This window comes from Pseudomonas sp. G3-39, from assembly GCF_054790485.1.
This window is the reverse complement of sequence record NZ_CP186497.1, coordinates 2,828,464-2,843,566: the sequence shown is the minus strand read 5'-3', so window position 1 is coordinate 2,843,566 and position 15,103 is coordinate 2,828,464. Positions and strand designations below refer to the sequence as shown.

At 60.5% G+C, this 15,103-nt stretch carries 10 protein-coding genes; 7 read left to right on the top strand and 3 right to left on the bottom strand.

The genetic code is table 11. The features are described from left to right. Positions 1–128: 128 nt before the first annotated feature. Positions 129–4,955, top strand: a complete 4,827-nt coding sequence (locus ACOYXG_RS12545) for a hypothetical protein (RefSeq protein WP_460358439.1) — start codon at positions 129–131, stop codon at positions 4,953–4,955. A gap of 54 nt (positions 4,956–5,009) precedes the next feature. Here ACOYXG_RS12545 and ACOYXG_RS12540 read toward each other — a convergent pair whose 3' ends face one another. Then, positions 5,010–5,279 carry a PepSY domain-containing protein gene (locus ACOYXG_RS12540; RefSeq protein ID WP_007961867.1) on the bottom strand — a complete coding sequence of 90 codons (270 nt, stop codon included), beginning with the start codon at positions 5,277–5,279 and terminating at the stop codon, positions 5,010–5,012. Between the two features lie 152 nt (positions 5,280–5,431). Here ACOYXG_RS12540 and ACOYXG_RS12535 point away from each other — a divergent pair, with 152 nt between their 5' ends. Further along, a complete protein-coding gene (locus ACOYXG_RS12535) occupies positions 5,432–6,433 on the top strand; it encodes a FecR family protein (protein ID WP_460358110.1) in 1,002 nt (333 codons plus the stop codon). A gap of 89 nt (positions 6,434–6,522) precedes the next feature. Here ACOYXG_RS12535 and pvdQ read toward each other — a convergent pair whose 3' ends face one another. Next, on the bottom strand, positions 6,523–8,868 hold the full coding sequence (gene pvdQ, locus ACOYXG_RS12530) for a bifunctional acylase PvdQ (protein ID WP_460358107.1): 2,346 nt from the start codon (positions 8,866–8,868) through the stop codon (positions 6,523–6,525). Positions 8,869–9,145: 277 nt separating this feature from the next. On the opposite strand from pvdQ, the gene ACOYXG_RS12525 reads away from it, so the two are divergent. Beyond that, positions 9,146–9,523 carry a fe2+ zn2+ uptake regulation protein gene (locus ACOYXG_RS12525; RefSeq protein WP_027612026.1) on the top strand — a complete coding sequence of 126 codons (378 nt, stop codon included), beginning with the start codon at positions 9,146–9,148 and terminating at the stop codon, positions 9,521–9,523. 18 nt (positions 9,524–9,541) lie between these two features. On the opposite strand, the gene ACOYXG_RS12520 is transcribed toward ACOYXG_RS12525, so the two are convergent. Beyond that, complete coding sequence (locus ACOYXG_RS12520; RefSeq protein ID WP_007961862.1) at positions 9,542–9,730, bottom strand: hypothetical protein; 189 nt, start codon at positions 9,728–9,730, stop codon at positions 9,542–9,544. Positions 9,731–9,887: 157 nt separating this feature from the next. Between ACOYXG_RS12520 and ACOYXG_RS12515 the strand changes: the two genes are divergently transcribed. The 4 genes from ACOYXG_RS12515 to ACOYXG_RS12500 all read left to right on the top strand — a co-directional run bounded on the left by ACOYXG_RS12515 (position 9,888) and on the right by ACOYXG_RS12500 (position 15,074). After that, positions 9,888–10,022 (top strand): hypothetical protein, encoded by a 135-nt coding sequence (locus ACOYXG_RS12515; protein ID WP_256214187.1) that lies wholly within the window; start codon positions 9,888–9,890, stop codon positions 10,020–10,022. A gap of 264 nt (positions 10,023–10,286) precedes the next feature. Beyond that, complete coding sequence (locus ACOYXG_RS12510) at positions 10,287–11,543, top strand: MFS transporter (protein ID WP_460358103.1); 1,257 nt, start codon at positions 10,287–10,289, stop codon at positions 11,541–11,543. After that, positions 11,540–12,670, top strand: a complete 1,131-nt coding sequence (locus ACOYXG_RS12505) for a LuxE/PaaK family acyltransferase (RefSeq protein WP_460358100.1) — start codon at positions 11,540–11,542, stop codon at positions 12,668–12,670. The genes ACOYXG_RS12510 and ACOYXG_RS12505 overlap by 4 nt, the downstream gene beginning before the upstream one ends. A 1-nt stretch (position 12,671) precedes the next feature. Continuing rightward, on the top strand, positions 12,672–15,074 hold the full coding sequence (locus ACOYXG_RS12500; RefSeq protein ID WP_460358097.1) for an aldehyde dehydrogenase family protein: 2,403 nt from the start codon (positions 12,672–12,674) through the stop codon (positions 15,072–15,074). Positions 15,075–15,103: the final 29 nt, after the last annotated feature.

The following is a 15,103-nucleotide window of genomic DNA, read 5'->3' as shown; positions in this document are numbered from 1 at the left end:
TGTCGCGGCTAGCACATTGCGCTGCCGCTGGTGCGGTAACTATGTACCACCTCTGTAATCGATCCGGTCTTTAGTCTCGTGTCTCAATTTACCGGTGCACCGGACGGTGCCCTGAACGAGACCCGATGATGCCTGCTCCCATTCCTCCCCTGCTGTTCCAGCCCATCCTCAACTCCCCCGGATCGTGGCGCGAACTCGGCAATCTCCATCACTTGTCGACTGCTGACTTTCAATGGCTGAGTCACGTGCAACTGGCGACCCACGCACTGCGCAGTCAGCAGACCCCGCCCATGCTTGCCCAGCGCATCCTGCTCAATACCGCTGGTGCGCCAGCGGTGCCTCTAGCCGGCAGTTTCATACTCAGTGCCACCCCGGATGATCACGGGATCCTGTTGTACACACCTTTCGCCGGGCTGAAAAAACATGCCAGCCTCACCGCCCTGACCGCGCACCTGGAACAGCAGCTGAACAGCGCCAGCGAGGACGACCGACTGCTGGCGTTCCTCGCCTTTTCCCAACGCAAACGACTGGCAGAACAGCACGGCATCAGCGTGACCTACCAGCTCGTCGAAGGCGATATCTTCGAAGATCAACGCGCCGTCATCGAGCATTGCCAGCAGCTCAACACGCAAGCGATGCTTGATGAATTGATGCAACTGCCCGAACTTGGCAGTCTGCTCCAGACCATAGTCGACGCACTGCTGACGCCAACGATGCGCGGCGTCGATCAGACACGCACGCGCGTGAACCTGTACGCGACCACGACTGCCACCGGCCCGGCATCGACCGACCTCGCTTCGCGGCATGGGCTTGAAGCGCTGTCGCTTGGCGATGCGCTGCTGTTGCACTATCGCCACACCGGATGGCCGGTTGGCCAGACCCATGAGTTTTCGCACCCCGACCGGACTTTCCAGGCCAGTGATCAGCAACACTGGGAGACAGCCGTCACCACGGCATCAGGCAAACTGCTGGTGTTGCTGTACCAGCAAATGGAGCGCTACTGGAATGGGCCCAGTGCTGACGGGGCCTCGCGGCGCGACGTATTGGCGCAGATCATTCGGCAGCAGGCGCTGGCGGACTTTTTGCTCAAACGCGAGGCTGGCATCATCGATCAGCGCCAATTCGACAGCCTGCTGACGTCGCTGGGTTTCAGTGAAAGTCTGGCACCTCGCGCGGCCGTGGAAACCGTGCGGTTATGGGAGCACCAGGCAAACTTCGTGGAGCTGGCCGGCGCGCTGATGATCGGCCATTCCGAAAGCTGCCTGTATACCCCGACGCACGGCTTGCAGGTGCTCAAGGACTACGCAGATCTAAAATCCATGCTGCTCGGCAAGTTCGCCAGCCCCGGGCACGAAGACGAACTCTATGGTCTGCTGAGTCTCGACGAGCGCCAGCGCTTCCTCGGTTTCGACCGGCCGCAGGTTTCCGGCAAATCGATCGCCGGAGACGTGTTCAGCGTACTGCTCGAATTGATCATCACCAAGCAACGACAGAACATCGACTATGCCTTGCAGTTGTCCCGGCACAGCGACGGCGTCGTGGATATCCGCGCACTGTTCGATAAGGCCCTGGACATCCGCTCGATGCTCCACGAGCGCCTTGTCACCCTGGATGCTCGCGGGCGCTGGAGCACCCGGCCGATGCTCACCGGCAACCCATTGCCTTCAAGGGTGCTGGCGGACACCGCCGCAGCCGAAGTGCGCAAGTTCGCCAGCATCATGCCAACCATCGCCGCAGACTTCGCCGCCCAGCCGTTGACCGTCACAGCGCTGCAGCGTACCTACCTGCAAGGTATCGCAGCGAAGCTGGCGCACGCCCTGTCTGTCGGCATCAATGGCGAAGCACGGTTGAGAGTCCTGGACGGAACGCTAAGCCGTCATGCACAAACCCTGGTCGACACCGTGTTCAATCCGGATCACCCGGATCGCAGCCGCCGCAAGGCACTCAACGGGATTCGGCCGGATGCCTGGTCATTGACGTTACAGGTCGCCGGTGAGAGCGAAGTGCTGCCGCTGGCCAACTGCGTCCTGCTCACGGAACGCGGTGGCCTCGATACGCAGCACTCCGGACGCGCGATCTTGTGGACCCCGGCTCTGGGCCTGGAAGTCTTCCGCTCGATCGAGCACGCCAGACAGGTTTTGAGCCAGCGGCTGCTGGATCCGCAAAAACGCCTGGTGCTGCTGGAAAACCTTTCACCACAGCACCAGAGGTTCCATCAACGCTACACGCTGGGACGGTTACAGCTGATCAGCGGCAATGTCCTGCAGGATCGCACCGAATCAGCGATCGAACACTTTCTCCAGCGCTGTGAACAGGTACGGGGCCGCCATTGGCCAAAGCCACGGGAACATCAGATCCTCAAGACGTTGAGTGAGCAAGTCGTTGAGACCAACCTGCAACGCGCCACCGCTCTGGCGATGGCACTCGGCAAGCAGCATTCACTGCCTGCCTGGCTGGGGATGGCCAGGCTTGAAGATCAGCAGTTGCACCTGGAACTGCTGGAACAGTGGCGGCACAGCGTCATCGACGACGAGGATTATCTCCATGCGCTGCCAACCTTGCGTGATTACATCAGGCAGACGCTTGAAACGCTGCTGAGCACCCGCTTGCACAGGCAGGATCTCGACCCCGAACAGATCACCGTCACCCCGGCGCTACCCCTGATCGGGTCCGCGATGAGCCTGACCGATTTCGCCTTGAACCATGCGCATATTGCCCAGGACACTGCATTCACCCTCAGCTCGAGCACCGACCGGGAGCTACCGACGGGACTCGACCAGCAAGCGGTCAGAAGCCTGCTGTTGTCCTTGAACGTTGCGACAACATTTGCCAATAAGATCACCACGGTGTTGTCCGCGAATGACGTCGACGCCGAACAACGCAAGCTGCGTTTCATCCAGCAACTACCCTGGCAACTGCTGCAACATGCCCATCAGTTACAACTGCAACAACGCTTGTCGACAAAAGCCTTCGACTTGATTACACAGGTGCTCGACATGCCCGATGCCGTCGCTCGTGCGACCGTGCAAGGGGCCGATGCGATTGTCCGGCCGTTGGCGCTGATCAAGACCGCCGAGGCATCCGCGATCAAGGCGCTGGGGCTGTACTTGATCGGCCCTGCGGAAAAACCCGGCCCTCAGGTGCTTTATGCGCCCTACCATGGAGAACACGCATTCAGTGAGTTCGAGGACGAGGCGGCAGTGATCGCCGCGCTGAATACGCCGGGCTCACTGCAGGACCTGCTGCTGCGCCGCTTGCCGGAAGGTCAGCGTTCGATCTTCAGCGCGTTGTTCAAGGCGAGCAGCGGCCAGACGAGCGAGATGACCCTGGCCACCACCCCGATCAACGGCAACTTGCTGCTGCAGTTGTTCGACGACAATCTGGCCTTGTTGCCGCACTTGCTGAGCAGCCATTCGCTGCCATCGGCGCAGGCGGATTGGGACGCCGCGAAGCACCTGTTCAGTTCCGGCATCCAGCAGATCCGGGGCCTGCTGCCGGGTAAACTCGCCTATGTGCAGTTTCTCTGGCAAAGCTACAAGGACTTCATGGGGTCGGCCGAAGCGTTGCAGGATCACCACTGGAAACGTGCGCTGGAAACCTTTGTCGCCGGCGCAGCGCAGATGATCAGTCTCGGGCGACTGGCGCTGGAGTCACGTCTGGAATCTCAAGCCGTGGCAGCGCCGCAACCACCGCAGCCAACCACGCTGAGCGCCCCCGTCCTTGCGCAGACAAAGCCGACCGATCCGCTGCGCACCTCGCTGCAGACATTCGAAGCTCCGCCTATCGCCCTGAAGGATCTGACTCACGATGCTGCCGAGGGCACGTATCAGGATCTGACAACCAAAGCGACTTACGCCCCTATCGCCGGCAAAGTCTATCCCGTGGAGCGGCCGGGAGCCGTCTGGCAGATCAAGGGCGCCGAGCAGCCAGGCCCGGTATTGCAACACACCGCTTCCCGGCAACTGGTGCTGGACCCGGATCGCCATACCGTGCATTTCGGCAAGGCCATGTCGACGATGTTCAACCATTACGCCACCCATCGCCAGGCGCGGTACATGCTGAATATCGAAGCGCAAGGCATGGAAGAAATCCGCGCCCGCCATCCGGAAAAAGCCCGCATGTTGATCGAGGCAATTGATCTGGCCAGGCATTACGCGTTCAACAGCCTGCACAATCTTGCGCAGCTGAGAAACTATGTGCCGGGCACCCGCCTCGATACTTTTCTCAAGTCTTTTTTTGACGTGCAACGGATTGATGCCGACATTCTCGACAAGCTGAAGCAGGCCATCGTGCCGATCTGTGATGCCTTGGTCGATCCAACAGAAGACCTGTTGAACACCAGTCGCTTTGTGGTCGGCTCGAACAGACACAGCAGCTCGGGTGTAATAGCCTTTGTACTGGGTGGCGATTTACTCAAGAAAGTCCATTTCACCGAAAAGTTCTTCAATCAAGGGCTGGATTGGTACAACACAGGCCTGACCGAACCGTTCAATGTTGACGGGCATGCACGGGCAGCGACGCTGATCCACGAGTTTTCCCATCAGTTCAGCAAGACCGTCGACATTGCCTCCCTGGAAGCGCGGCGCCCGTTTGCTGATCTGATTGCTACGGTGACCGGTTATGGAGCTGCCCGCAAACAGGTACAGACACGATTTCAGCGCGAAGCACTGTCACTGTCCACGCGCCGTGAAGAGCTGTTTTCGCGCTGGAGCGACAACCTTCAGGAGTGGCTCGATATCGACGAGTTTGAGGGCATGGAACATGTGCGCAGGGAAGTTCTCAAGACCACGGGGACGAGGAATCTCGAGGACGCGCGAACGGCGTTTCTCAGCCCGACCAACCCGCATCCACGCATCGACACCATATTGCGTAATGCCGATTCGATCGCCTTCCTGATTTGCGAAATGGGCCGCCAGCTGGATCCGGTAACCCAACCTCACGGAGGGCTCAACTGAGGTAAAAAAAATGCGCAGGCGGTTGGCCTGCGCATGGTTTATCGCTGGGTGAACTCAGTCTTTCTGGTCACGCAATACATTGCCCGAGGCGCCATCGATGCGGAACTCATATACCGAACCGTCGGCCTTGCGCCCCTCGCCTTTCCAGTAGCCGTCATTGTCGGCCTCGATTTCATAGACTTCGACGTAACCGGCCTTGGTTTTCACGATCTCGATAGCCTTTTCAATGGTGACCCAGCCCGCACCGGGACGATCAGCCATGGCGGCACCGGCGCTGAACAAAGCGGCGGTGGCGATTGCAGCGGCTAAGGTTTTTTTGATCATTTTTTCACTCCATTTGTGGATGATGTACGTCAGACGTCCTGAATTTTGGCGTCACACGGAAAAATAAGTTCCACTTTGATGGGCAATTGCCATGACGGATGTTCTCGGCACCCGGCTCGCAAGGTTAGAATGCAGCAAATCAGGACGAGTCAATGACCCAAGAATCCCTCTCGGAAGCCGAATACGATGCGATCACCGATGCCGCCGCGCACTGGTGCATGCGTCTGCACGCCGTAGACTGCTCCGCCGAGGAGCGTCTGGCTTTCGAGCAATGGCGCGATGCGCATCCGCTGCATGCATTCGAATACGAAGCGATGCTGGAGATCTGGGACGTTGCCGAACACTTGCCACGTCCGCAGACGCCGCCGAGTGTGCCGCTGAATAAACCACTGCCCGCCTGGCGGCGCTACGCAATTGCCGCGAGCGTCTGCGCCCTGGCCTTGCCACTGGCGGCGTACGGTGGCTGGAATCTGGGCTGGTTGCCCAACAGCTATCAGCATTTCGCAGCCACCGACAATGTCCATCAGGTCACCTTGAAGGATGGCAGTCAGGTCGAGCTCAACCTCAATACTGAGTTGACCTTCAGCAATTACAAGGACGAGCGGCGGGTCACCCTGAAAAAGGGTGAAGCGTTTTTCGAAGTCAGCCATGACCTCTCCCACCCGTTCGTGGTCAGGGCTGGCGAAGGCAAGATCCGCGTGACCGGCACCCGCTTCAATGTCTGGCTCTACGAAGATCAGGTGCGGGTCAACCTGATCGAAGGCTCGGTGCTGGTAACCAGCAACGCCGCCCTGCCCGGCGACGGCCTGCGCCTTGGACCGGCCATGCAGGCGCAGTACCGGCATGGCGACTACACGCCACAGATCAGCCAGACCTACGCCAACGATAACGCCCTGGCCTGGCGCAGCGGCAAACTGGTACTCGACAACCTGGCACTCAACGAAGCCTTGCCGCTGATCAATCGCTACCTGAGCAAACCGCTGAAACTGGCCGACGCCAGTACCGGCGCAATCCGTGTCGGCGGCGTCTACAACATCAAAGAGCTCGGCGGCCTCGTCAACACCCTGCCCAAGGTGTTGCCGGTCTACCTTACGCGCAATACCGAGGGTGATCCGGTGATCAACTCGATGCCGCGGCAGCCACCAAAAACCTGAAACCGGGCACCACCTGCCACGGTTAACTCAGGGCAACAAAAAAGCCGCTGTTCCTGTCAAGGAGCAGCGGCTTTTTCGTTCAGCCTGACTTACTGCGCAACCACCTCGGTGCCCTTGCCCGCCACCTCGCGAACCGTTTGCACCTGATACTGCGGATCGGCAGCGATCTGCTGCTCAGTGAACGGCAACACACTCCACTGCTTTTTCGAAAACGCCTCGGTCTGATCCCGGGAGTATTTCGACTCAGGGTCACTGGACAGCGAGAACGCCAGCAACCCTTGAGCGTGCGGGCCTTTGTCGTCGAAGGTCACCACTTGCAGGTAGCTGGTGCCGCTGACCACTTCGAGTTTGCCGTCTTCACGCGGCACGCTCTGGATCGCGTTGTAGATCCCCAGCGTTCCCGGCCCGCCGTGAATTGCGGTTTGTTGAGCGCCGCTGCTCGCCACCTGAATATCGCCCCAGCGGGTTTCAGGTTTGAGACCCATTTTCTGCGCAGTGGCAGCCGACGCCAGCAGCGCTTCACGCAGTGCCTTGCTCACCGCCGGTTGCTCGATCGCCAACCCGCGTGGCGTGTGTTGCGGGTCTTTTGGATCGAACGGCACACGCCAGACATCCGGCGACGCTTGCAGCGCCTGCATGATGTTCTGGAAATGCACCAGACCAATGCCCGAATCCAGATTCGCCCGGCCATCCCAACCCTTGAGACTGGCGCAAACCAGCTTCAACGCGGCCGCGTCCGCACCCAGATCCGCAGCGCAGAACTTCAGCAGATCGGGCAGCACCTGAGTCGCCAGATAGACGTTGTCGTCCATCACCATCTGTTGCAGATCCTTCACCGCCAGCGGCCCTTTTTTGCCGAGTGTGTTCAGGCGCTCCAGCGCAAATCTTGATCGCAGGCCCAGCGGCTGGCCGTCCTGACTGATCAGCGGCGAGAACCCGGTCAGCGGTTGTGCCGGGTTCGCCAGCCACGCCGAATCGTTGGAATGCTGGACGAAGTCCTTGCGCAACAGTTGCGGCAGCTGGCTGGCGGCATAGGTACCCTTCTGCGCAGCTTGCGGATCGATATCCCAGGCGCAAGCGCTGTTGGAACCGTCGAGCACGATCATCTGCAAGCCAATACGCGGGTCGCTGCACTTGGCCAGTTTGTCGGCGCTGACGTTCGGCACCACCGACAGGTTCATGTACAGCGTCTGCCCTTTGTCATCCACGGCCAGGGTGTTGACCCAGGGGATGCCCTGAAGCTTGTGCACCGAATCCTGCAGAGCCTTGAGGCTCGACGCCTGGTTCATCGCGTACCACTGCGTCAGCACGCGATCATTGTCGAGGTTGGCGTCGCGCAGGCTGTAGGCGTACTGATGATCCCAGTCGAGTTTGCCCGGCCATTGCACGATCGGGCCGAACTGCGAGCTGTAGACATCGCGCGAGACCGGCACCACCTGACCGTCCGCCTGTTTGACCTGCACAGTGACCGTCTGCTTGTTCAACGGCAGCGACTTGCCGTCGAGCAGGTAGCGGGTCGGGTCTTTCGGGTCGAGTTGCAGACGATACAGGGTGAAATGTTTGGATGAATCCACCGTGTGGGTCCAGGCCAGGTGCTGGTTGAAACCGATGTTGATCATCGGCAACCCCGGCAAGGCTGCGCCCATGACGTCGAGTTTGCCCGGAATGGTCAGGTGCATCTGGTAAAAGCGCATGCCGCCAACCCATGGAAAATGCGGGTTGGCCAGCAGCATGCCGCGTCCGTTGAACGAGCGTTCGCTGCCGACCGCCACGGCATTGCTGCCGCGATCCAGAGCGAAGCGCTGCAGGCGCGCGTCCGCCAACTGATAGGCCCGGGCATCGCTGCCGAGCTGCGCCGTGGCCTGCGGCGGCGTCGCGCCAGCCAGGGCTTCGGCGAACTGCCCGACACCGCCCTCGACCAACAGGCGCCGAGTGAGTTTGACCAGATCTTCGGCGCGGATATCACGCACCCACTCACCCTGGCACTGTTGCGGCAGACCCTGCTGGCGGCGTTCGGCGAGATAACGGTTATAGCCCGCGGCATAACCTTCCACCAGGTCGTGCACCTGCGCCGGTTGCGCGTCCCAGAAGGTTTTCACCGCTGCGGGAGTGTTGAGCCAGGTGAAGAACAGGTCGCTGACGCGATTCTCGCGTTGTTCGACGGTGAACTGCTCCGGCCCGAAATAACGCGAGCGCTGGCCATTGACCGTGACGATCTCGTTGGCCAGCAGGCACAGGTTGTCCTGCGCGTAGGCGTAACCGATGCCGAAACCCAGTCCGCGTTCATTTTCCGCGCGGATGTGCGGCACACCAAAGGAGGTGCGGCGGATATCGGCACTGGCTTGTGCAGCGGGACTGAACGCATGGGCAGACAGACTGAGTCCGAGAAACGCACCGGCGAGGGCCAGTCCGGTTAACTGTCGGGAAATAATCACACTCGCTCCTGAACGACAAGACAAGGATCGGCGCTTGCGCCGGATCCACTCTGAAATTGATTCATGCGCCTGGGCGCAAGACGGCTGTTCAGGAAACGAATGCGAGAAAAAAAATTTAGCCCGATTGAGGAAGGTGAAATTCACTGATTACGGGAAAACAACGAATAACCGACAAAATTTCTACATATTTCCTTTCATGATTTGTCGTGCTGAAACGTCTTGTTTACTGAGAGCAGTCAAAACGTTTCCTGATCGGGCTCTGAAAAGGAGTAACCCCATGTACAACTCGCAACTACCAATGGACGGTAGCCAGGCGTCACAAGGAGCTTCCATGAGTTCCCGCGCGAGCAGCTTCGCCCCCAGCCCCGAGCGTCAGGGCAATGAGCGTATTCGTCTGTTGCTGAAAAGCTTCGGCCTGCGCACCAGTCTGATTCGTCTGAAAGTCATCGACGCCCTGCTGGTCGCCGCACAAAGCGATCGACGCCTGGGCGTGCGCGGCGTGCACAGTCAACTGCTGGACCTGGATATTCCGTTGTCCTTTCTCAGCGTGCGCGAAGTGTTGAAGCGTCTATGCGCCGAAGGTGTGGTCACTTTCAACCCGGACAAGAGTTACAGCCTGCATCCACAGGCTGCTGCCGTGCTCAATCACGATTGAAGCGTCCCGCGATCGCCGTCAGGGCTTGACCTTGCGGCGCATCACCCCGTTGATCACCACCACGACCACCGCCACACCCATGGCGATGTACTGGAACATCTTCTGACTGATCATTCCGGCATTTTGCAGCCAGGACAGGCCGAGCATGATCGCCAGCACCGACAGGGCGATCAGGATCGAGTATTTCAAACGTTGCTTCTGGGTCATTGCGGGTTCCTGAAACTTTCAAATGTATCCGGTTTGTATCCGGTTGCATGCCATGCACATACCGTGTTGCGGGGATGGGCCCGGCCGAACGCGGTCTCATGTTACAGCCGATGAAGAGTTTTGGCTTCATGCCGGCGTAACCATGAGGACCTTTGAAATGTTCCGTCGAATCACCTGGCTGATTCCACTCCTTGCCGTACTGACCTTGAGCGGCTGCATCATTTTCCCCCACGGCGGTTGGCATGATGGCCACCATCGTTATCAGGAAGGCCCCGGTTATTACCATCGATAGAACAGGATCGTTCGCCCGCCGGTGCGCCTGAAATACCGGTCGGGATACCTCACCAGCCTTTTCAATGCCAACCATGCCCGCCCGCCAGCGGGCATTTTTGTTGGCGCGCCAGTGCCTAGCCAATGCCTTTTCGATCAGCCTGCGGGGGTCAGTAAATACGCTGTAAGTATTTGAAATTTCATGTCGCAGCAAAGGATTGGCTGCCGCGACAACTCTGCCTCTAGTCTCTGCGAACTTTTCTCGCTTACTGAAACAGGGATGTTTATGCAGAGAACCTTGATCGTAATGGCGCCCGTGCAGATTATCGGATTCTGCCTGGCCATTACCGCTTTTGAACTGCTCACCTATATGGCCAGCGACATGATCATGCCGGCCATGTTGACGGTGACCGGCGAGTTCAACGCCGATACCCGGCATGTAGCCAACGCCTTCAACCTGTATCTGATTGGTGGCGTGTGCCTGCAATGGCTGATCGGCCCCCTTTCCGACCGTTACGGCCGGCGTCGCTTGCTGTTGTTCGGTTGTGCGCTGTTCGGCCTGGCGTGCATCGCCGCAGTCATAACGCAGCGCATTGAAGCCTTTAATGCGTTGCGCCTGATCCAGGGCATGGGCCTGGGCTTTGTGGTCGCCGTCAGCTACCCGACCCTGCAGGAAGTGTTCTGCGAGGCCGATGCCGTGCGCCTCATGGCATTACTGGGCAACTTGGCGCTGCTGTCGCCGCTGCTCGGCCCTTTACTCGGCAGCCTGCTGCTGGAATGGCTGAGCTGGCGACAGATGTTTCTGGGGCTGGCGGCAACGAGTGTGGTTGTCTGGCTCGCTCTGTTTGTCTGGATGCCGGAAACGATCGACGTCGTGCGCCGTGACGGCCAGCGACAGGCTCCAGTGGCGTTTTCGCTCAGGCAGATCGGCCTGGGTTACCTCGCGCTGCTGCGCAACCGACGATTCATCGGCGCCAGTCTGACACTGGGCCTGATGAGCCTGCCGCTGATTGCCTGGATCGGACTGGCGCCGGTGCTGCTCATGCAACGCCTGGAGCTGTCTGCGCTGGAATATGGCCTGTGGCAAATCCCGGTGTTTGCGGCGGTGATCCTCGGTAATTTACTACTGGATCGATTGCTCGTCGGGCACACGCTCGCCCAGGTGATCGGTCTGGCTCTGTGGCCGTTTTGCCTCGGACTGCTGGGGCTGATCGCTGCTGCCCTGAGTTCGGCTGCGCTGCCATTGGCCGTTTGCGCACTGGCCGTGTATGCACTGGGGCTTGGTATGAGCAACGCCGCGCTGTACCGCCTCGCGCTGTTCTCCAGCGATGCGGGCAAGGGGCTGGTCTCGGCCATGATCGGCATGCTGTCGATTGCCGTGATGGGCAGCGGCGGCTCGCTCATCGCCATCATTGGCGGTGGCTCGAACCTGCAATCCTTTTCCCTGCTCGCCGGCCTCGGCGGCCTGCTGTGCCTGCCCCTGCTCTACCGCCTTCTGCGGCACCCGCCGCGCCCACCACACATCAATAAGGATATTCGATGACTCTGTTCCCCCACAGCGATGCGCTTTGCGCATTGCCGCAGCCCTATTGCCAGGAGGCCGTCCCCAAAGGGCTGTTCAATCTGGCCATGAGCGAAATCACCCGGTTTCACGCTCACCATACGCCCGGTTATGGCCACTGGTTGAACGCCCATGCAATCGCTGTCGATGACCTGGACGAGCTCGACGACTGGTCGCAATTGCCACCGATTTTCGCCAGTTTCTTCAAGCAACAGATGCTGCTCAGTCCGACGGGCGAAGACGCCCTGGAACTGACTTCCTCCGGCACCAGCGGGCAGAAGAGCCGCATGCGCTACGACGCGCGCAGCCTCGGCGCCGCGCAGTACATGGTCGAACGGATTTTCGCCCAATATGGCTGGATTGCCCCGCATGCCCCGTGCAACTACCTGTTGCTCGGCTATGAGCCGGAGCAGAAAAACACCTTGGGCACATCCTTCACCGATCAATTCCTGTGCGGTTTTGCTCCCGCCCATCGGGTGGTTTACGCCCTGCGTCGCAATTGTGACGGCCACCAGTTTGATCTGTTCGGCGTGATCAGCGCCTTGCAGGCCTTTGCCGAAGAAGGTCTGCCGGTGCGCATCTTCGGCTTCCCCGCCTTTCTCTGGGAAACCCTGCAACGCATGCGCGCCACCGGCGTGGCGGACCTGCAACTGCCGGCCGGATCATTGGCATTTTTCGGCGGCGGCTGGAAAACCCGCGCCGCCGAAGAAGTCCCCAGACAAGCCTTATATGCACGGATCCAGCAACAACTGGGCATCGCGACCCAAGACTGTCGCGACGGTTACGGCGCCGTCGAACACGCGGTGCCTTACGTCGAATGCGCCCACCATCACTTTCACGTACCGGTCTACGCGAAAGTGTACATACGCTGTCCGGTGGATTTTTCGGTCTTGCCCTATGGCCAGCGCGGCCTGCTGAATCTGGTCTCGCCCTACATTTCCTCAAGCCCGGCCCATGCCGTGGTCATGAGCGATCTGGCCACGCTGCATCCCGGCACCACTTGTGCCTGCGGTCTGGCCAGCGACTGGTTCCAGTTGCACGGCCGCGCCGGTACCACAGCCGCGAGGAGCTGTGCCATGGCCGCGTCCGAACTGCTGGGGAGGCACTGATATGTACTTGATCAACGGTCAGTTGCACACCGAGTGCAGCCTCGACAGCGCCTTGCACCAACTTCAGCGGGAGTTGCCACGAAGGCTGCAGATTCCACTGCAAACCAGCACGCTACTCGCCACTGCCAAGGCCTTCGCCGAACGTCTGCAACAAGAAGAAACGGAACTGCCACTGGCTCCCGGTCAGCGCGAGGCACTCATCGATTTCTGCCAGCCTGCCGCACTGCAAGCCAAGCTGGATCGTGAGTTGGGCTTGCGCCCCGATTCGCTGCGTCGCATCGACTATCGACAGTCACGCTTCGAGCGCTGGAGTCCGCTGGGCCTGGTGGTGCATATCACTCCAGCCAACGCGCCGCTGCTGGCGTTCTGTGCGGTGATCGAGAGTCTGCTGAGCGGCAACGTCAACTGGCTGCGTCCCAGCAGCAGTGACGCTGGCTTCACCGCGCGCCTGCTTCAGGCGTTGGTTGCCTGTGATACAAGCGGACAACTCAATGGTTACGTGGCGGTGCTGCCGACCCGCACCGAACAGATCGGTCAGTTGTGCAAGCACGCCAACGGTGTCGCGGCGTGGGGTGGCGAAACCGCGCTGCAAGCCATCCGCCAGCAGATCCCGCCAGGCTGTCGCTGGATCGACTGGGGGCACCGCATCAGCTTCGCCTACCTGACCCCGGACGCGGCATCGCCCGCCGTCCTCGATGCGATTGTCGATGAAGTCTGCCGCCTCGATCAACAAGCCTGCTCCAGCCCGCAGTGGTTGCTGGTGGACAGCGACGACGCGAGCGTACTGAACGATATCGGGGAGCAACTGGCCGCCGCGTTCGAACGCCGTGCCGGACAATGGCCGGCCCTTGCGCCGACGCTTGAAGAGGCTTCGCAAATCACCACCTGCACGGCGATGGCCCGGCTGGCCCAAAGTTTTGCCGGGCAGACCGGTCGGGTCTGGAGTGCGTCGGGCTGGCGGGTGATCTGGAGTCATGATCGCCAGCTCGAACCTTCTGCGCTGTTTCGCAGCCTGTTGCTCAAACCCCTGCCCCGCGAGCGGCTCAGCGCCACGTTGCTGCCCTGGCGCAACGTGCTGCAGAGCTGCGCCTTGCTGTGCCCCGAGGCGCAGATCGCCGAACTGGCACAAACGCTGATTGCCGCCGGTGTGACGCGCATTACCCCGATCGAGACTATTCACGATGGCTACGACGGCGAACCCCACGACGGTGTTTATGCGCTGCAGCGCCTGAGTCGACGCGTGTCGGTCAGTCTGCCGGCGAACGTGCTGACCCGCCACTCCACGCTCGACCAGCCGCCAGCCCCACCACCACTGACCGGGCTGCCAATCATGGACAAGGCACAATTCGTCCGCCAGCCGCCGACTTCAGCGGCGCAGCTGTTCTTTCGCTCCGGCGGCAGCAGTGGCGCACCCGTGCTTTCCGGCTTCAGTTACCACGACTTCCAGCGCCAGATGCAGGCGGCCGCCGATGGCTTGCTCGCAGCCGGACTGGACCCGGCGCAGGACAGGGTCATGAACCTGTTTTTCAGCGGCGGACTGTACGGCGGCTTTTCCAGTTTTGCCAAAGTACTGGAACAACTGCAGGCCCGACACTGGCCGATGGGCGCCCCGGCGGACGACGATTACCACGAGATCGCGCAGATGATCGAGGCTCAACGGATCACCGTGCTGATCGGCATGCCCGGCACCCTGCACCGGTTGTTTATCAACGAACAACAAATACTGCGGCGCTATGGTGGCGTCGCCAAGGTCTTTCTCGGTGGCGAACACCTGAGTGAGCAAACCCGCGAGCTCTTGCAAAGTTGCGGCGTCAGCCTGATCCGCTCGGCGATTTACGGCAGCGTCGATGCCGGCCCCCTGGGCCATGCCTGCCGGGCCACGGCAGATGGCGTTTTCCATCTGATGAGCGATATCCAGCACCTGGAAATTGTCGATTTCGAGCATGACGTGCCGGTCGGTGACGGCGAATCCGGTCGTCTGCTGGTGACCTCCCGCGAGCGTCAGGGTCAGTCCGTGCAGCGCTATGACATTGGCGACAGCGGACGCTGGTTACCCGGCCCGTGTGCCTGCGGTCTGACTTCGCCGCGCTTCGAACTGCTGCAACGCCACGGCAACCTGCTGCGCATCGGCACCGATTTCATTTCGCTGGCGATCCTGGAGCAGCACCTTCAGATGCCGTTTCAACTGACCCTCGATCACGGCCCTGACGGCCTGGAACGCATGCGCCTGCGCTGCCCTCTGGAACCGGCCGAGGCCCATCGACAGCTGCAGAATTATTCGACGCTGACCACGCTGGTGCAGACCGGTTTGCTCACGCTGGACGTCGAGCAATGTGCCGTCGAGCAGTTCGCCCGAAACCGGCACAGCGGCAAGACTCCCCTACTGATTGATACGCGCCGCTGACAGCAGCTATCTGCACGCGGCCCATCGCC